Raw genomic sequence first — 16,733 nt, forward strand, 5'->3', positions numbered from 1 at the left:
AAAGGCGTTTAAAGGGAATTCAGAAAGGCCAGCAACGCGGCGCGCTGCTCGGCATTGAACGATAAAACCTGGCGCTGCGCCGCTTGTGCTTCGCCGCCATGCCATAGCACGGCTTCGAGCAAGTCACGGGCGCGACCGTCATGCAGGAACTGGGTGTGGCCGTTGACGGTTTCGGTCAGGCCGATGCCCCATAGCGGCGGGGTTCGCCAGTCACGGCCGCTGGCCTTGAATTCGCTGCGGTTGTCGGCCAGGCCTTCGCCCATGTCGTGCAGCAGCAGGTCGGTGTAGGGGCGGATGACCTGGCTTGCCAGCTCCGGTTCGGCAGCGTTGGCGGAGGTGGTGTATTTCGGTGTGTGGCAGGACTGGCAACCGGCCTGGAAAAACAGATTCTTGCCCGCCAGCACCTGGGGCGAGTTCACCTCGCGGCGTGCCGGTACGGCGAGGTTGCGGCTATAGAACAGCACCAGTCGCAGGATGTTGTCGCTGACTTCCGGTTCGCCGTCCGGGCCGTTGCCGCTGGGGGCGCGCTTGCAGTCGACTTGGCTCTCGGTGCAATCGTCGAACGGCCGCAGGCTGGTGGTCAGGCCCATGTCGCCGGAGAACGCGTGGACGTTCTGTTGGTTGAGATTGGGCTGTCCGGCCTTCCAGCCGAACCGTCCCAGGACGGTTTTTTGCTGGGCATCGTCCCAGACCTGGTTGGGACGTCCGGCGATGCCGTTTTTCTCCCGGGCCTGGGCCTCGGCGTTGGCCAGGATGGCTTCGTCGGGAATGGCCTCGAGCAACCCCAGGCCGATCATCGGCGGGGCGACGCGGGCGGAAAAACGCGTGTCCGGGTGCATTGGCCCATAGGCCAGTTGGGTGATCTGCAGGTTCGGCTTGCGCAGTTCCACGACGGTGCCGTCCTTGAAGCGCACCGGGACCGGCGTGTAATCGACCCGCACCTTGCCTTCGGGGGCGACGCCGGGCACGGACATGTCCTGCAACTGCCCACCGTAGACCGGTTCCGGCACCACGCCCAATTGTTCGATGAGCTTGGCGTAAGGCGGCGCATCGGGAATCGACAGGCGTACCAGCATCGATACCGCGCTGGTCGCGTCCGGCGCTGGCGGGTGGCCGCGACCGTCCTTGATATGGCAGTTCTGGCAGGCGTTGGTGTTGAACAAGGGCCCGAGGCCGTCCCGGGCGGTGGTGGTCGAGGGGGCGATCACCCAGGGGCTGCGGAAGAAACTGTTGCCGACGCTGAAGTCCACGCGTCGTGAGGGCGGCAGGTTGGCCGAGGGCAGGGAGAAGGCGTTCTGATCGCTCTTGCGTACCGTCGCGGCGCCACCGGAACGGGCTTCACCCGGTTCGGCCTGGGTAAAACGCGGGGCATCATCGCAGGCACTCAGGCCCAGGGCCATGAACAGTGCACATAAACGAAGAGGCAACGACGGCATCGGGCGACCTGGGAAATGAGTGAAAACGAGGGCGCAAAGTCTAACAGGGCGGGGCTGTTTGAATAAGAGGAATTATCGTTTGGTTGGTTGGAGAGCCGCTTCGATGTGAGAGAGGAAAGTACTGCTCACTCAAGGATCCGTTGTGACGAGCAAAGTTATACCGCTATGTGGGAGCAAGGCTTGCCCGCGATGAAGGCGATGCGGTCTATCAGAAATTGAGGCGCCTGTTTCGCGAGCAAGCTTTGCTCCCACAGTGGGACTGGCTTTCATCTGCGGAGTTATGGCTGGACAACCGCTCCCGGTACCAACGGCAACTCCAGTGTCGCAATGAAACCGCCTTGGGAATGATTGTCCAGCACCAGCGCGCCGCCATGACGTTCGGCGGCACGGCGGGCGATCGCCAGGCCCAGGCCATGGCCGGCGGCGGTCTGGCCGGGGGCGCGGAAGAACGGTTCACCCAATTGCCCCAGGTGCTCGGCCTCCACGCCAGGGCCGTGGTCGCGCACGCTGATCAGGATCCGTTCGCCCTGGCGCAGCGCGCGCATCTCGATGGGTTGCCCGGCGGGATTGAAGCGCTGGGCGTTGCGCAGCAGGTTGTCCACCGCTCGCTCGATCATGGTCGGCCAGCCCTTGAGGGTCAGGTCTGCCTCGGTTTCGAGGTGCACGGTTTGTTCCGGTGAAGCCAGTTGCGCATCTTTTTGCAGGGTAACCAGCAAGCCGTTGAGTTCCACCTCTTCGGCGCTGGCGTTATCGGCATCGACCCGGGCCAATACCAGGATTTCGCTGATCAGCGCTTCGAGGCGATCGCATTCGCGGGTCAGGCGCGGCCAGAGTTTTTCGCGCTCCTCGGGGCTGGCCCGCTCAGCCAATGCCAGGGCAATGCGCAGCCGGGCCAGGGGGGAGCGCAGTTCGTGGGACACGTCTCGCAACAGTTGCCGTTGGCTCCCGATCAAGCTTTGCAGGCGTGCGCCCATGCGGTTGAAGTCGGTGGCCAGTACGCCGAACTCGTCCCGCCGATTGGCCAGCTTGGCGAGGCTGTTCTGCTGATAGGCGGCTTGGCCCAGGTCATGCACCGCGCCGCGCAGACGGCTCAGCGGGCGAGTGATGGAGAGCGTCACCAGCAGACTGAACAGGGTCAGTACCACCAGCGCGATCCCCAGTGCACTGAGGGGCCAGAGCAGGCTGTCGCGGTGCCAGGCGTCCAGTTCGGGATGGGGAATGCGGTAGATGAACAGGTAAGTGTCGCCGGTTTTGGCGCTGGTGAATTCGTCGGTCAGTCGCCGCCAGGGCAGGCGTCGGTCGTTGTCATTCTGTCGAGCTTCGAAGGCCGCGGCGCGATGGGGGAAGGTGCCGCGTACCACCGGGTCGCCGCTTTCGTTGAACACCTGGACATCGATGTGATACTGGCGCTTGCGCTGTTGCAGGATGTCCTGCGCCGCGTCCTCGCCCTGGCTTTCGTAGGTTTGTGTCCACTCTTCGGGCAGGGTATTGAGCCCCGGGTGGCGGCTGAGGATCCAGGCGTCCTGGTTCAACATGTGGCCCATCAGGATCGAAAGTCCTGCAACCAGGGCGATGGCCAGCCAGAAACTGGCCAGGATGCGCCAGAACAATGAACGCACGGTCAATCCTCGAAAACAAAGAAAGCCCAACGGCGATCTGCCGTTGGGCTGGGGAGCTTCAGTGCATTATTGCGCTTTTTGCGGCTGTTGCGCTTTCCAGGCCTTGAACTCGGCCCACTCGGCGCGGCGCTCGGCTTGCTTCTTCTGGATCGCGTCGAACTCTTTTTGCTGCTCAGGCTTGAGCAAGCTGCGGATCTGGGCGTCGACTTTCTGGTGCCGCGCTTCCATTTCATCTTGCATGGCTTTCTGGTCGGCTGGTGACAGTTTGGCCAGGTATTTCTCTACCAACTCGCGGCGTTCGTGGCGCTGTTCGCCCATGATCTGGCGGATCTGCTGGCGTTGTTCACGGCTCAGGTTCAGTTCGCTGAACGGACCTTTGTCGTGCATCATGCCGCCGTGACGCGGGCCATCCATCGGACCCATCGGGCCGGCGTCTCCAGGCATGGCCATGGCGACGGTGGGCAGGGCGGCAGCGAACATCAGAGCGATAAGGGTCTTGCGCATGGGGTATCTCCTTGTCTCATTCCCGGTCAGTTCCGGATGTGTGCAGATTACGGAGATCAAGGTCAGCGGCGGTCAGGGGTGGGTAAAGCTTGGGTAAAGACGATTTGGTGTGGAGCTGACAAATCTGCAGGGGGACACAACACCCTGTGGCGAGGGAGCTTGCTCCCGCTGGGCTGCGCAGCGGCCCCAAGCTTTTGCGGTTGCTGCGCAACCGAGCGGGAGCAAGCTCCCTCGCCACAAAAGCCTCTAGGGGCTGTAACAGTGCTCACAGCCTCTAGGGCTGTAATAGCAGCCACAATCTCTAGAGGCTGTAGTAATAGCCACGGCTACGCAGGGCCACGATGCGCGGGCGGCCGTCGGGGTGGGGGCCGATTTTCTTGCGCAGGTTGCTCACGTGCATGTCGAGGCTGCGGTCGTACAGGGTCAGCTTGCGGCCCAGGGCGATCTGCGCCAGTTCCTGCTTGTCCAGGGGTTCGCCCGGCTGCTTGAGCAACGCTTCGAGCAGGCGGCTTTCAGACACGGTGAGGGTCTGTTCCTGTTCATCGATGCTGACCACACCACGCACCGGGCTGAAGGTCAGGTCACCCAGTTCGATCTGGCTGGACACCGCCGCCGGGTGGCTGCGGCGTAGCACGGCGCGCAGGCGGGCGGTCAGTTCTCGTGGGTCGCAGGGTTTGGCCAGGTAATCGTCGGCCCCCAGTTCGAGGCCAAGGATGCGGTCCAGCGGTTCGCCACGGGCCGAGAGCATCAGCACCGGCAGCTCCGGGTGATCGTTGCGCAGCTGCTTGAGCAGTTCCAGGCCGCTGCCGTCGGGCAGCATCACATCCAATACCACCGCCGCCGGGGCGGTTTCGGCCAGGGCCTTGCGGGCACTCTGGCCGTCGTGGCAGGCGCGAACCTGAAAACCTTCCTGGCTCAACCAACTTACGAGGAGCTCGCACAGCTCCTGGTCATCGTCTATCAGTAACAGCTCGCTCATGACTCACTCAATTTAGCCATTGCCGACGTTGTCTACGTCCACCGCTGGCAAAGATACCGCAGAGCAGGGCCAATAGCGCTACCCCGGCGCCAATGACAAACCATTGCTGTTGATCGGTCAACAGGCGAGGCAGGGGGCTTGCCTGGGCTTCCTTGAGTTGCAGCTTCAGGCGCTGGTTCTCCTGGCGCAGCCGGGCCAGCAATGCGCTCTCGCGTTCGCTGTCGGCGCTTTGCAATTGTTTGCTCAGTTCTTCGCGCTGGCGTTCGCTGTCTTTCAAGCGTTGCTGCAGTTCGGCGATCTGGCCGCCGGCGCTCAGGGACAAGGGGGTCGAATGATTGGCATCGGTGCTCTCCTCGCCATGGGCGGGTGCCCCGACCGCCAATGTGACCAATAACAGGCACAACGGACCTTTGCGCATTGCAACTCCTGAATTCCAATCGAGATTGGACAGGTTGTCGGCAGGCAAACGAGAAAAATGAGCAATTGAGCGCAATGAGCCGCGAAGGCTCATCGCGTCAGGGGGGTTACGGCATGGACTGCTTGAATGGCTTGACCACGACATTGGCATAGACGCCGGCCGCAACGAACGGGTCGGCCTCGGCCCAGGCTTGTGCCGCAGCCAGGGAGTCGAACTCGACTACCATCAGGCTGCCACTGAAACCTGCGGCGCCCGGGTCATTGCTGTCCACCGCCGGGTGCGGGCCGGCCAGCACGACGCGGCCTTCGGCCTGGAGTTTTTGCAGGCGCTCCAAGTGCGCGGGACGAGCGGCCTGGCGTTTTTCCAGGGAGTTGGCGACGTCGGTAGCAATGATTGCGTAGAGCATGTCAGTCCTCGGTTTTTGGCGTGGTGGGGTCGGCATCATGCAGGTGACGGGACAGGTAGATACCCTGGCCAATCAGGAACAACAGCGTCATGCCCAGGCTACCGAAGACCTTGAAGTCGACCCAGTAGTCCTGGAACGTGAACGCCACGAACAGGTTGGCAGCGCCGCAGAACAGGAAAAAAGCGATCCAGGCGATGTTCAGCCGGGTCCAGATCAGGTCCGGCAGGCTCACGGCATGGCCCATGATGCGCTTGATCAGCAGGCGGTCACCGACGAAGTGGCTGCCGATAAAGGCCAGGGCGAACAGCCAGTTGACCACCGGAGCTTTCCATTTGAGGAAGGTTTCGCTGTGGAAGGCCAGGGTCAGGCTGCCGAATACAAGGCAGGCGATCAGCGTCAGCCACTGGCTCTTCTCCAGTTTGCGCTGGGATACGAACAATGCACCGTAGACCACCAGGGAACTGATGATCAGCACCGCGGTGGCGCTGTAAATACCGCCTACAGTCAAGGAATGACCGGCGAAGTCGACGGCCCGGGGATCAAGTTTGTAGACGATGAAAAACAGCAGGAGCGGGATGAAGTCGATGAATTGTTTCACAGTGGCAGCCAGAAGCAGGATGTGGCGGCATAATAACAAACATCCTTGGCCGCGATAGGGCCAGCTGATTTGAGGTAACAAACTCTCGTGAATGTTGATTTGCACTGCCATAGCACGGCCTCCGATGGCGCCCTGGCGCCTGCGGTTCTGGTGGCGCGGGCGTTCGAGCACGGCGTGCGAGTCCTGGCCCTGACCGATCACGACACCCTCGAAGGCCTCGACGAGGCCCGCGGCGCCGCCACGGCGCTGGGCATGCAGCTGGTCAATGGGGTCGAGCTGTCCTGCACCTGGGGTGGGGCGACCATCCATGTGCTGGGCTACGGTTTCGATGTGAATGCGCCAGCGTTGGTCCAGGCCATCGCACAACTGCGCGACGGGCGCTGGCTGCGTTCCGAGGAGATCAGCCGCAAGCTGGCCCTCAAGGGCATGCCCGGTGCGCTGGACGGTGCCCGGCAGATCCAGCAGGAACTGGGTGACAGCGGCAACGCACCGGCCCGACCACACTTTGCCGACTGGATGGTGCGCGAAGGCTTCGTCAAGGATCGCGCCGAAGCGTTCCGCAAATGGTTGGGCGCCGGCAAGCTGGGGGACGTCAAGCAGCACTGGCCGACCCTGGAAGAAACCGTTGAGACCCTGCGGGCCGCTGGCGCCTGGGTCAGCCTGGCACATCCTTGGCACTATGATTTCACCCGCAGCAAGCGCCGTCGCCTGGTCGCCGACTATATTCAAGCAGGGGGCCATGCCATCGAGGTGGTCAACGGCCATCAGCCTGCCGAGCAGGTCGGCAGCCTGGCGATCCTGGCCCGTGAGTTCGGTCTGCTGGTCACCGCCGGCAGTGATTTCCATGGCCCTGGGGGCTGGTCCGAGATTGGCGAATACCGCCCGTTGCCGGAAGATCTGCCACCACTATGGTGTAGATTCAAACATGATCCCGTTACCGCCGCCGTCTGAACAGGTAGAACACGTGAGTCAATTTTTCCAGATTCATCCGGAAAACCCGCAAGCGCGCCTGATCAAACAGGCTGTGGAAATCATCCGTGGCGGGGGTGTGGTGATCTATCCCACCGATTCCGCCTACGCCATTGGTTGCCAGATCGGTGACAAGAATGCCGTGGAGCGAGTAAGACGCCTGCGTCAACTGGACGACAAGCACAACTTTGCGTTGATCTGCAGCGACCTGTCGCAGTTGGGCCTGTTCGCCAAGATCGACACCGGCACCTTCCGCCTGCTCAAGGCCCATTTGCCAGGGCCGTATACCTTCATTCTCAACGCCACCCGGGAAGTCCCGCGGCTGTTGCTGCACCCGAAAAAGCGCACCATCGGCCTGCGGGTGCCTAGCCATCCCATCGCCCTGGCGCTGCTGGCGGAGCTGGGCGAGCCGCTGATGAGCGTGACGTTGATCATGCCTGGCGAGACCGAGCCGTTGACCGATCCCTATGAGATGCGCCAGATACTCGAGCACCAGGTGGACCTGATCATCGACGGTGGTTTCGGCGGCATGTCGGCGTCCACGGTGATCAACCTGGCCGATGGCGAGCCCCAGGTGGTGCGCGTTGGTTGTGGCGATCCGACGCCGTTCATGGTCGAGGCCTGAATGTCCGCCGTGGAAACCGTCGTGGACAGTGCAGACAGCCAGGCCGGCGCGCAGCAGGAACTGCCGTTCGCCATGGTCTACGGCCAGGCGGTCATGGAAATGCCCCTGGACCTGTACATTCCGCCGGATGCGCTGGAAGTGTTCCTCGAAGCCTTCGAGGGCCCGCTCGACCTGCTGCTGTACCTGATCCGCAAACAGAACATCAATATCCTCGACATCCCCGTGGCGGAAATCACCCGCCAGTACATGGGCTACGTCGAGTTGATGCAGTCGGTGCGCCTGGAACTGGCGGCCGAGTACCTGGTGATGGCGGCCATGCTGGCCGAGATCAAGTCGCGGATGCTGCTGCCACGTTCGGCCGAGGTCGAAGCGGAAGAAGACGACCCGCGCGCCGAGCTGATCCGTCGCTTGCAGGAGTACGAGCGCTTCAAGGTCGCCGCCGAAGGCCTTGATGGTTTGAACCGGGTCGGGCGCGATGTGGTGGTGCCCAAGCTCGATGCCCCCGAGGCGCGGGCGCGCAAGTTGCTGCCGGATGTGAGCCTGGAAGAGTTGCTGATGTCCATGGCCGAGGTCCTGCGCCGGGGCGATATGTTTGAAAGTCACCAGGTCAGCCGTGAAGCGCTGTCCACCCGCGAGCGCATGAGCGATGTGCTGGAGCGGCTCAAGGGCGGCGGCTTCGTGCCGTTCGTCGAGTTGTTCACCGCCGAGGAAGGGCGCTTGGGGGTGGTGGTGACGTTTATGGCGGTCCTGGAATTGGTCAAGGAATCCTTGGTCGAGCTGGTGCAGAATGAGCCGTTCGCAGCGATCCACGTGCGGGCACGAGCCGAATAACGAGCAAATCAATGAATCTGACTGAACCCCGCGAGCTGGCCCCCTTGCTTGAAGCTTTCCTGTTGGCCTCGGGAAAGCCGCAATCGATGGAAAAGCTGTTCGAACTCTTCGAAGAAGGCGAGCGGCCTGATCCGGCCGTGTTCAAGAAAGCCCTGACACTCTTGGGTAAATCCTGCGAGGGGCGGGCTTTCGAGCTCAAGGAAGTGGCGTCCGGTTATCGCCTGCAGATCCGCGAGAAGTTCGCGCCCTGGGTCGGGCGTCTGTGGGAAGAGCGGCCGCAGCGTTATTCTCGCGCCATGCTCGAAACCATGGCATTGATTGCCTATCGCCAGCCGATCACTCGGGGCGAGATCGAAGATGTGCGGGGCGTGGCGGTCAACAGTCATATCGTCAAGACGCTGCTGGAGCGCGAGTGGATCCGCGTCGTCGGCTATCGTGATGTACCGGGCAAACCGGCGATGTTCGCCACCACCAAGGCTTTTCTCGACCACTTCAACCTGAAGAACCTCGACGACTTGCCGCCGCTGGCCGAACTGCGGGAGCTGGAGCCCGAACCGATGCTGGAGTTCGACGACGTCCCGGTACCCCAGGGCCTACAGGAGCTGGCCGACGCCAGTGCGGAGCCGGAGGAGCCCAAGGAAGAGACCAGTTTCCACTCGTTGTTGCTGGAGTTGGACACCATGGAGGAGGGGCTCAAGACCGATTTCGACGACTTGCTGCGTGAAGGTCCTGGCCTCGAGGGCGAGTCGGATGAGTTGGCGGAGCCCGATAGCCCGGTGGGGCCTGCACCAGAGCCAGAAGCGGAATCGGAACCGGAACCGGAAGAAGACATCCTCGGCGTCGCCGAAGCTCGGGAAAAACTGCTGGCCGCTGTCGCCGCCCTCCAGCCGCCGGAACCCGAACTGAGCGACGAAGAGGCCGAAGCTCGCGCCCTGGCTGAAGCGATCGAAAACGAACGGCGCCAGTTCGACGACTGATTCAACTGGTTTGGAAACGCTGGCTGATCCACCTCCGTCCCCTGTGGGAGCTGAGCTTGCTCGCGATGACGGAGTAACATCAGCATCAATGCAGGCTGACCCGCCGCCATCGCGAGCAAGCTCGGCTCCCACAGGGGGCTTCATTAAGTCCCCACCAAACGGGAAGCCACCGGTCGGCGGAAAAACGCTGAGCGCGCGTCGATCAACTAGTCTTTGATGCGCAATCGCCGCAACGAGCGTATGATTCGCGACCCTTTGGCGATCCCTTCGTCGAAGACCCGTTTTCAAAGTGTCAGGCCGCGTGCCTGGCCCGACCACACCGGGAGGTGCCCAGAATGAAAGACCAAGACCAGAACGACAGCCAGGAAATCGGCCCAGCAGGCGAGAAGCTGCAAAAAGTCCTCGCCCGTATCGGCGTCGGTTCGCGCCGCGACGTGGAAGCCTGGATCACCCAGGGCCGGATCAAGGTCAACGGCAAAGATGCCACCTTGGGCCTGCGTGTCGACATGCACGATGCCATCACCATCGATGGCAAGGTGATCAAGCGCGAAGAGGCCGCCGAAACGGTGCGCCGCGTGATCATGTACAACAAACCCGACGGTGAGATCTGCACCCGTGACGACCCGGAAGGCCGTCCGACCGTGTTCGACAAGATGCCACGTCCGAAAGAAGGCCGCTGGATCAACATCGGTCGCCTGGACATCAACACCACCGGTTTGCTGATGTTCACCACCGACGGTGAGCTGGCCAACCGTTTGATGCACCCATCCTACGAGATGGACCGCGAATACGCCGTGCGCGTGCGTGGCGAAGTCGACGACGAGATGATCGAGCGCCTCAAGGCCGGCGTCGTGCTGGAAGATGGCCCGGCGCGTTTCACCGACATCAAGCAGGCGCCCGGCGGTGAAGGCTTCAACCACTGGTACCACTGCGTGGTGATGGAAGGCCGTAACCGTGAAGTGCGTCGCCTGTGGGAATCCCAGGGGTTGGTGGTCAGCCGTTTGAAGCGCGTGCGTTTCGGCCCGGTGTTCCTCAACTCCGACCTGCCGATGGGCCGCTGGCGTGAAATGAGCCAGTACGAAGTCGACATCCTGGCCGCCGAAGTGGGCCTCAAGCCGGTGGCGATGCCGCAGATGACCGCCAAGAGCAAGGACAAGCTGGAGCGGATGCAGCGTAAGTCTTCGCGTCCGATGGGCAAGACCGAGCGCGTGCGTACGCTGCGTCCGGCTGCTGAAGGTGCGCCGACCGGCCCGCGTCCTTCCCGCGAGCCGCAGATCGAAGGTGAACGCCCGGCCCGCAAGCCGGCGCCACGTCAGGACGGCGAACGCGGCCCGCGCACGCCACGCCCGGCCAATGGCCGGACTGAACGCGGTGAAGGTCGCGGTGCTCCAGCCGGTCGTGGTACGCCAGTGGCCGATCGCCCGGCCGACACCAAGCGCCCGGCCAAGCCTGCGCCGAAAAAGCGCCCGGGTATCGTCCTGGTCGACCGCGACGCGCCATCGGGCAAGCGCCGCGGGGCACCGGCGGGTTCGGGGCAACGTCCGGGGTTTGGGCGTCGCAAGCCTGAGTGAGGCAGCGGTAAGTTTCTAGCTGCACGCGGCAAGAAAAAACGGCAACCATTGGGTTGCCGTTTTTTTTACCTGACTTTTAGTGATGCGGTATTAATAAGTCCGCCATCGCGAGCAGGCTCGCTCCCGCAATGAGACGGCGCCGAGCTCGTATCCCCATTCACTGAAGATCAACTGTTGGAGCGAGCCTGCTCGCGATGGCGTCAGTAGCACCACCATTAAACTCAGCCTACAACACAAACCGCCCATCAAACATCGGCTCATTATCCAGGGCCAACACGCCTCCCTCGAAAATCAGATCCAGGTGATGGCTACCCTTGGCCCCGCCACCGAGCCCCAGGTGCAGGCCGCAATGGCGCTCCTCGAAGCCGGCATTGCGGGCGTACAGGCTCTTGACCCCTTCGTTGGTGCCGATTCCCAGTTCTTCGATGCGACGGTTGGATGGATTGGCGTCCAGGTACTTGTTGAAGTCGTGCTCCAAACCCGGAACGTCGGTGGCGATTTTCTGGATGGTGGAGTCTTCGATCCACAGCTCCAGCGGCGATTGCAGCACACCGTATTTGCGTGCGAACGGGATGGTGCTCAGGAATGTGCCGACGAATTTCACCCGGCCATTGATGGTGTCGCTGTGGGTGGCGATTTCGCCGGGGGCCAGGTCGTAGTTGCCGAGGCCGTTGATGTCGGTCCATTTCTTCACGCTGCCCAAGGCTGTGTCGAAATACGAACCGTGGTCATCCTGGAAGCTCAGGGTCGTCGCTTGGGACATGCGCCGGATCAGGTGACTGTTGAGCCCGGCGATACGCTGGGGAATCACGCTGAAAGTGTCGTAGAAATAGTCGCCGTAATCCTTGAACAGCAGCGATTTCTTCCAGTTTTCGGCCATCACGCCTTGCAGTGCGCGGACAAAGTCCGGGCCGTCGGGGCGAGGGTTGGGCAGGGTGGAGGAGTCGTAGAAGAAAATATACAGATCGCTGTCGGCAATGGCCTTGGACAGGCGTTCCGTGGATTCAAGGTCCAGGCGCATGGCACTGAACCGGAAGGGCGAACAGCTGCCAGCCTGTTCGGCGATGGCGCCGGTCAGCACTTCGTAGTCAGCTGTATGGCCGAGCAGCACCTTGGCGGGCTGTATGCCGGCCAGTGCGGGATGGTGTTCGAGGTAGTAAAGGAAATGTGAGATGGCTCGTTGTGTGTCCATGCTTATTCTTCCCTGACAAGTTCATTTAACTTCCCTGACAACCGGCAAATAGTGGCGGAGTCGACCGGCCGGATCGCCTCCGCCGGGCAGTGCCTACAGAGGCCACATCGCCGTGCCGAACGGAACGACAGCGTCGGCTTGCATCATTTCAACGGCGGCTTCATGGGTAGGGGCTTCAAACCATTCGTCCAGTTGCAGTTCGGTTTCCAAGTCTTTGTCCAGTGCTTGCATAGTGAATCTCCTAGATGACTTTTACGGAAATCAACGGGCCGATTCGGCGAGTGTAAACAGGCCGGCAACGGCACCGCAGAACTTGTCGGCACGATGCCTTGGCAAGTCGCTGAAAACCTAGTCGAGGGTTTTTTGGATTGCAAAAAAATAATTTTATTTTTTTCGTTTGAACTTTTTATTCCATTTTCGCGGAAGAAATTACTCATTCAAAAACAGTTGGCTGTGTAGTTTTTTGCTTAGGTAGCTAGCTACCGTCAATTTGCAGTCAGCTTACAGAAAATTCCTACATGGAAAATTTACGTTACGGTTTGTAAAGAAATATTGACGATTTTTGCCTATCAAGCCGGCCTGTACCGGTGTTTGGCTGCGCTGTAAGAAAAAGCTGCCGAAGAGGTCGGTTTGACGGGTTTTCCGACACTTCGCAGCGCTTGTTTCAAACCGGCGGGACGGGTCAGATGCGCGGCAGACCTGAAGTACGGGGTGCGCGGGTGTCTGGTCGCGGTGGGGCAGCGGTGTACAATGCGCCGCGTTTTACTGTGACCCTTCGCGTACCCACGCATTTTCAAGGTTATCCGCCTTGTTCACTCCGCCACGCCACGAGCGTGTCGGGTTCGATTTCGTCACAGATAAAAACAAATAGGTGACGCATGACCGTTGTAGAAAATACGCATTCAGGCGAGCTGAAGCGCGGCCTGAAAAATCGCCACATTCAACTGATCGCCCTCGGCGGCGCGATCGGCACCGGCCTGTTCCTCGGCTCGGCGGGGGTTCTGAAATCAGCCGGCCCGTCGATGATCCTTGGCTACGCCATCTGCGGTTTCATCGCCTTCATGATCATGCGCCAGTTGGGTGAAATGATCGTTGAAGAGCCGGTGGCCGGTTCCTTCAGCCATTTTGCCCACAAATATTGGGGCGGTTTCGCCGGGTTCCTGTCGGGTTGGAACTGCTGGATCCTCTACATCCTGGTGGGCATGTCCGAGCTGACCGCGGTCGGCAAGTACATCCATTATTGGGCTCCGGAGATCCCGACCTGGGCTTCGGCAGCCGCGTTTTTCATCCTGATCAACGCCATCAACCTGGCCAACGTCAAAGTCTTCGGCGAGGCCGAGTTCTGGTTCGCGATCATCAAGGTCGTGGCGATTGTCGGCATGATTGCCCTAGGCAGCTACCTGTTGGTCAGTGGCCATGGCGGCCCGCAAGCGTCGGTGACCAACCTGTGGTCCCACGGTGGATTCTTCCCCAACGGCGTGAGCGGGTTGGTGATGGCCATGGCGATCATCATGTTCTCCTTCGGTGGCCTGGAAATGCTCGGTTTCACCGCCGCCGAGGCCGATAAGCCGAAAACCGTGATCCCCAAGGCCATCAACCAGGTGATCTACCGGATCCTGATTTTCTACATCGGTGCACTCGTGGTGCTGCTGTCCCTGACCCCTTGGGACAGCCTGCTGACCACCCTCAACGCTTCCGGCGATGCCTACAGCGGCAGCCCGTTCGTGCAGGTGTTCTCGATGCTGGGCAGCAACACCGCCGCGCACATCCTCAACTTCGTCGTGCTGACCGCCGCGCTGTCGGTGTACAACAGCGGCACCTATTGCAACAGCCGCATGCTGCTGGGCATGGCCGAGCAGGGCGATGCGCCCAAGGCCTTGGCCAAGATCGACAAGCGCGGCGTGCCAGTGCGTTCGATCCTCGCCTCGGCGGCCGTGACGCTGGTGGCGGTGTTGCTGAACTACCTGATCCCGCAACATGCGCTGGAGCTGCTGATGTCGCTGGTGGTCGCGACCCTGGTGATCAACTGGGCGATGATCAGCTACTCGCACTTCAAGTTCCGCCAGCACATGAACCAGACCCGTCAGACACCGCTGTTCAAGGCGCTGTGGTATCCGTACGGCAACTTCATTTGCCTGGCGTTCGTGGTGTTCATCCTCGGCGTAATGTTGCTGATCCCCGGCATCCAGATTTCGGTCTATGCGATTCCGGTGTGGGTGGTGTTCATGTGGGGGTGCTACGTCATCAAGAACAAGCGCAGTGCCCGGCATGAACTGGCTGTGGCGGCTGCCGCCAAGTAAGCGATTCCCTAAAACAACAAACCCGGCCGAGCGCCGGGTTTGTTGTTTTAGGGGAAGGTGTTGTCCGGGGGATTCGCTGTATCCTGTGGGGCCTGATACCGGACGCTTTCCATGCTGGCGATTTCCAACACCGTGCACATCCCCGACGCCGAGATCGAGCTGACGGCCATCCGTGCCCAGGGTGCAGGTGGGCAGAACGTCAACAAGGTTTCCAGCGCCGTGCACTTGCGCTTCGACATTCCGGCCTCGTCGCTGCCTGAATTCTACAAGGAGCGGCTGCTGGCCCTGCGCGACAGCCGCATCACCAGCGACGGTGTGCTGATCATCAAGGCACAGCAATATCGCACGCAGGAACAGAACCGGGCCGATGCCCTGGAGCGCCTGGTCGAACTGATCCTCAGCGCCACCAAGGTCGAAAAGAAACGCCGCCCGACCAAGCCGACCCTGGGTTCGAAAAAGCGTCGCCTGGAATCCAAGACCAAGCGCGGTTCGATCAAGGCCGGGCGCGGCAAAGTGGATTTCTAGTTTCTTTCCCGCTCCTGGCGATGCTTTGGCGCCTGTCGGTACAGGTAGATGCTCAATGCCAGGCCACCCAGGGCCGCCAGTGCGGCGAACAAGAAGATCGAGGCAAAGCCAAAACCTGCTGCAATCGCGCCGGCCAATGGCCCGGTGATCCCCAACGACAAGTCAATGAACAGCGAATAAGCGCCCACCGCCGCGCCACGGCTGGAGGCCGGCACCAGGTTGACCGCTTCCACGCCCAGCGCCGGAAACACCAGGGAAAAACCGAAGCCGCTCAACGCCGCGCCCGCCAAGGCCCAATGGGCATCCGGAGCGAGCCACAGCAGCAACAACCCCAGGGTTTCCACCGACAGGCAGGCAATCGCCACGCGAAAGCCGCCCAGGCGGTTGATCAGGTTGCCAAAGAGCAAACGCGCGCCGATGAAGCTGGCGCCGAACAGGCTCAGGCACAGCACCGCGTTGTCCCAGTGCTGCGTTGCGTAATACAGGGTGATGAACGTGGCGATGGTGCCAAACCCGATGGAGCCCAGGGCCAGGCCACAGCCGTGGGGCAGGACGCGTCCCAGCACGTGCATGAACGGCAGGCGCTCGCCTACGACGATGGGCGCGGCGGTTTTGCGCCAGGCCAGTGCCAGGCCCAGCAAGCCCAACAAGATAATGCTGACGCCCATGCTCCACAGCCCCAGGCGATTGACCAGCCACACTCCCAGTGGGGCGCCAATCGCCAGCGCGCCATAGCTGGCGATGCCGTTCCAGGAAATCACCTTCGCGGTATTCGCCGCGCCGACCCGGCCAATGCCCCAGCCAATCGAACCCGAGCCCACCAGGCTTTCCGCGCTGCCCAGCACCAGGCGACCGATCAACAGGCTGATCAGGCTGAACACTGGCAGATGGGGCGTCCAGGCAGACACCAGCATGAACACACCGCTCAGACCGCAGCCGGCGAGGCCGAACATGACCGCACGCTTGCTCCCCAGGTTGTCGATGATCTTTCCTGCATAAGGACGGCTGAGCAGGGTGGCCAGGTACTGCACGCTGATCACCAGCCCGGCGATCACCGCGCCGAAACCCAGCTCGCCGTGGACATATCCAGGTAGCACGGCCAGGGGAATACCGATGTTCAGGTAGCCAATGAATGTGAACAGGACGATGGAGACGACTTGCAGCGTGACCGCCAGGGGGCGCTGGGAATCTGACATGAGGAAAAGGTCCACGGAGCAGCAGGATAGATAGGCTGCTTATGATAACGGCGAGCGTGGTGGCTGGTCTTGGAAAAGTAAAACTATTTGCCCAATGGTTGCTCAGCGATCGTTTTGTCCGGCGACCAGGTGCGTGGTGACCAGTGCGGCGAGGGCGTTTTCTTCGGTGCCGAAACGAGCCAGCAGGGCAGCTTGTTTCTCGGGAGAAAGGCGTGTCCAGATCTCGACCATTTTCTCGGCGGTGCCGATCAGTACGCTGGCCTGGGCTTCGCTGAAGGTCGGGGTGTCATCGGTCATGGTGCGGGGGCTCGGGATTCAGGCAGTGTGGAAAGCGCATATTAGCGCTTTCCACACGGTCTGGTGGTGCGGGTGAATCAGTCTTCGCTGTCGGCCTGGCGGCGTTCAGTGGCTTCTTTCGGCTCGGGTTGCTGGGCGTCTGGTTGCCCCCCGGCTTGTAGCGTGGTCGTCTGCTCAGTGTCGTGCAGGCTTGGGAAGGGGAGATTAGGGATCTCGTGCATATCGCGCTCCTCGCAAAGTCTGTTGATAGATCTGGTAGATCCGCGCTTTTAAAAAGCCTGGGCAGGATA

19 protein-coding genes are annotated in these 16,733 nt (G+C 61.5%); 7 read left to right on the forward strand and 12 right to left on the reverse strand.

Features of this window, described 5'->3' with window-relative positions:
* Positions 1-8 precede the first annotated feature (8 nt).
* The 7 genes from DTP52_RS13910 to DTP52_RS13945 form a co-directional block, all read right to left on the reverse strand.
* On the reverse strand, positions 9-1,436 hold the full coding sequence (locus tag DTP52_RS13910; protein ID WP_109753873.1) for a di-heme oxidoredictase family protein: 1,428 nt from the start codon (positions 1,434-1,436) through the stop codon (positions 9-11).
* A gap of 278 nt (positions 1,437-1,714) precedes the next feature.
* Entirely contained in the window at positions 1,715-3,055 is a 1,341-nt protein-coding gene (locus DTP52_RS13915) for a HAMP domain-containing sensor histidine kinase (protein WP_109753874.1), read from the reverse strand.
* Between the two features lie 66 nt (positions 3,056-3,121).
* A complete protein-coding gene (locus DTP52_RS13920; protein ID WP_109753875.1) occupies positions 3,122-3,559 on the reverse strand; it encodes a Spy/CpxP family protein refolding chaperone in 438 nt (145 codons plus the stop codon).
* A 301-nt stretch (positions 3,560-3,860) separates the two neighbouring features.
* The gene (locus DTP52_RS13930; RefSeq protein ID WP_003178772.1) at positions 3,861-4,538 is read right to left on the reverse strand and encodes a response regulator transcription factor; all 678 of its coding nucleotides are present in this window, start codon (positions 4,536-4,538) and stop codon (positions 3,861-3,863) included.
* Between the two features lie 7 nt (positions 4,539-4,545).
* Positions 4,546-4,956, reverse strand: a complete 411-nt coding sequence (locus DTP52_RS13935; RefSeq protein WP_109753877.1) for a translation initiation factor 2 — start codon at positions 4,954-4,956, stop codon at positions 4,546-4,548.
* Positions 4,957-5,062: 106 nt separating this feature from the next.
* Positions 5,063-5,362: a YciI family protein gene (locus tag DTP52_RS13940; RefSeq protein WP_109753878.1), complete on the reverse strand. Its 300-nt coding sequence runs from the start codon at positions 5,360-5,362 to the stop codon at positions 5,063-5,065.
* A gap of 1 nt (position 5,363) precedes the next feature.
* Complete coding sequence (locus tag DTP52_RS13945; protein ID WP_109753879.1) at positions 5,364-5,960, reverse strand: septation protein A; 597 nt, start codon at positions 5,958-5,960, stop codon at positions 5,364-5,366.
* 87 nt (positions 5,961-6,047) lie between these two features.
* Between DTP52_RS13945 and DTP52_RS13950 the strand changes: the two genes are divergently transcribed.
* The 5 genes from DTP52_RS13950 to rluB all read left to right on the forward strand — a co-directional run bounded on the left by DTP52_RS13950 (position 6,048) and on the right by rluB (position 10,933).
* Entirely contained in the window at positions 6,048-6,911 is an 864-nt protein-coding gene (locus tag DTP52_RS13950; protein ID WP_109753880.1) for a PHP domain-containing protein, read from the forward strand.
* Positions 6,912-6,924: 13 nt separating this feature from the next.
* Positions 6,925-7,554: an L-threonylcarbamoyladenylate synthase gene (locus DTP52_RS13955; protein WP_109753881.1), complete on the forward strand. Its 630-nt coding sequence runs from the start codon at positions 6,925-6,927 to the stop codon at positions 7,552-7,554.
* 132 nt (positions 7,555-7,686) lie between these two features.
* Positions 7,687-8,385, forward strand: a complete 699-nt coding sequence (locus DTP52_RS13960) for a ScpA family protein (RefSeq protein WP_165826070.1) — start codon at positions 7,687-7,689, stop codon at positions 8,383-8,385.
* Positions 8,386-8,396: 11 nt separating this feature from the next.
* The gene (gene scpB, locus DTP52_RS13965; RefSeq protein WP_109753883.1) at positions 8,397-9,362 is read left to right on the forward strand and encodes an SMC-Scp complex subunit ScpB; all 966 of its coding nucleotides are present in this window, start codon (positions 8,397-8,399) and stop codon (positions 9,360-9,362) included.
* Between the two features lie 335 nt (positions 9,363-9,697).
* A complete protein-coding gene (rluB, locus tag DTP52_RS13970; protein WP_109753884.1) occupies positions 9,698-10,933 on the forward strand; it encodes a 23S rRNA pseudouridine(2605) synthase RluB in 1,236 nt (411 codons plus the stop codon).
* A 226-nt stretch (positions 10,934-11,159) separates the two neighbouring features.
* Here rluB and DTP52_RS13975 read toward each other — a convergent pair whose 3' ends face one another.
* Complete coding sequence (locus DTP52_RS13975; protein ID WP_109753885.1) at positions 11,160-12,125, reverse strand: leucyl aminopeptidase; 966 nt, start codon at positions 12,123-12,125, stop codon at positions 11,160-11,162.
* Between the two features lie 93 nt (positions 12,126-12,218).
* Complete coding sequence (locus DTP52_RS31195; RefSeq protein ID WP_003178782.1) at positions 12,219-12,356, reverse strand: hypothetical protein; 138 nt, start codon at positions 12,354-12,356, stop codon at positions 12,219-12,221.
* Positions 12,357-13,003: 647 nt separating this feature from the next.
* On the opposite strand from DTP52_RS31195, the gene DTP52_RS13980 reads away from it, so the two are divergent.
* A complete protein-coding gene (locus DTP52_RS13980) occupies positions 13,004-14,425 on the forward strand; it encodes an amino acid permease (protein ID WP_109753886.1) in 1,422 nt (473 codons plus the stop codon).
* 111 nt (positions 14,426-14,536) lie between these two features.
* Positions 14,537-14,950, forward strand: coding sequence for an alternative ribosome rescue aminoacyl-tRNA hydrolase ArfB (arfB, locus tag DTP52_RS13985; RefSeq protein ID WP_025215135.1), 414 nt, complete (start codon positions 14,537-14,539; stop codon positions 14,948-14,950).
* Here the strand turns inward: arfB and DTP52_RS13990 are convergent.
* The 3 genes from DTP52_RS13990 to DTP52_RS31200 form a co-directional block, all read right to left on the reverse strand.
* Complete coding sequence (locus DTP52_RS13990) at positions 14,947-16,146, reverse strand: MFS transporter (protein WP_109753887.1); 1,200 nt, start codon at positions 16,144-16,146, stop codon at positions 14,947-14,949. The two genes, arfB and DTP52_RS13990, sit on opposite strands and share 4 nt — an antisense overlap.
* A gap of 102 nt (positions 16,147-16,248) precedes the next feature.
* Positions 16,249-16,443 (reverse strand): hypothetical protein, encoded by a 195-nt coding sequence (locus DTP52_RS13995; protein WP_109753888.1) that lies wholly within the window; start codon positions 16,441-16,443, stop codon positions 16,249-16,251.
* Between the two features lie 77 nt (positions 16,444-16,520).
* The gene (locus DTP52_RS31200) at positions 16,521-16,664 is read right to left on the reverse strand and encodes a hypothetical protein (protein ID WP_162893862.1); all 144 of its coding nucleotides are present in this window, start codon (positions 16,662-16,664) and stop codon (positions 16,521-16,523) included.
* Between the last annotated feature and the right edge of the window lie 69 nt (positions 16,665-16,733).

The sequence above is a fragment of the Pseudomonas sp. 43mfcvi1.1 genome, assembly GCF_900115935.1.
In the GTDB taxonomy this organism is placed as follows: domain Bacteria; phylum Pseudomonadota; class Gammaproteobacteria; order Pseudomonadales; family Pseudomonadaceae; genus Aquipseudomonas; species Aquipseudomonas bijieensis.

Coding starts and splice junctions, on each gene's coding strand:
- arfB (WP_025215135.1), top strand. CDS start 14,537: ATGCTGGCGATTTCCAACACCGTGCACATCCCCGACGCCGAGATCGAG.
- rluB (WP_109753884.1), top strand. CDS start 9,698: ATGAAAGACCAAGACCAGAACGACAGCCAGGAAATCGGCCCAGCAGGC.
- DTP52_RS13910 (WP_109753873.1), bottom strand. CDS start 1,436: ATGCCGTCGTTGCCTCTTCGTTTATGTGCACTGTTCATGGCCCTGGGC.
- DTP52_RS31200 (WP_162893862.1), bottom strand. CDS start 16,664: ATGCACGAGATCCCTAATCTCCCCTTCCCAAGCCTGCACGACACTGAG.
- DTP52_RS31195 (WP_003178782.1), bottom strand. CDS start 12,356: ATGCAAGCACTGGACAAAGACTTGGAAACCGAACTGCAACTGGACGAA.
- DTP52_RS13975 (WP_109753885.1), bottom strand. CDS start 12,125: ATGGACACACAACGAGCCATCTCACATTTCCTTTACTACCTCGAACAC.
- DTP52_RS13930 (WP_003178772.1), bottom strand. CDS start 4,538: ATGAGCGAGCTGTTACTGATAGACGATGACCAGGAGCTGTGCGAGCTC.
- DTP52_RS13980 (WP_109753886.1), top strand. CDS start 13,004: ATGACCGTTGTAGAAAATACGCATTCAGGCGAGCTGAAGCGCGGCCTG.
- scpB (WP_109753883.1), top strand. CDS start 8,397: ATGAATCTGACTGAACCCCGCGAGCTGGCCCCCTTGCTTGAAGCTTTC.
- DTP52_RS13935 (WP_109753877.1), bottom strand. CDS start 4,956: ATGCGCAAAGGTCCGTTGTGCCTGTTATTGGTCACATTGGCGGTCGGG.
- DTP52_RS13995 (WP_109753888.1), bottom strand. CDS start 16,443: ATGACCGATGACACCCCGACCTTCAGCGAAGCCCAGGCCAGCGTACTG.
- DTP52_RS13940 (WP_109753878.1), bottom strand. CDS start 5,362: ATGCTCTACGCAATCATTGCTACCGACGTCGCCAACTCCCTGGAAAAA.
- DTP52_RS13990 (WP_109753887.1), bottom strand. CDS start 16,146: ATGTCAGATTCCCAGCGCCCCCTGGCGGTCACGCTGCAAGTCGTCTCC.
- DTP52_RS13920 (WP_109753875.1), bottom strand. CDS start 3,559: ATGCGCAAGACCCTTATCGCTCTGATGTTCGCTGCCGCCCTGCCCACC.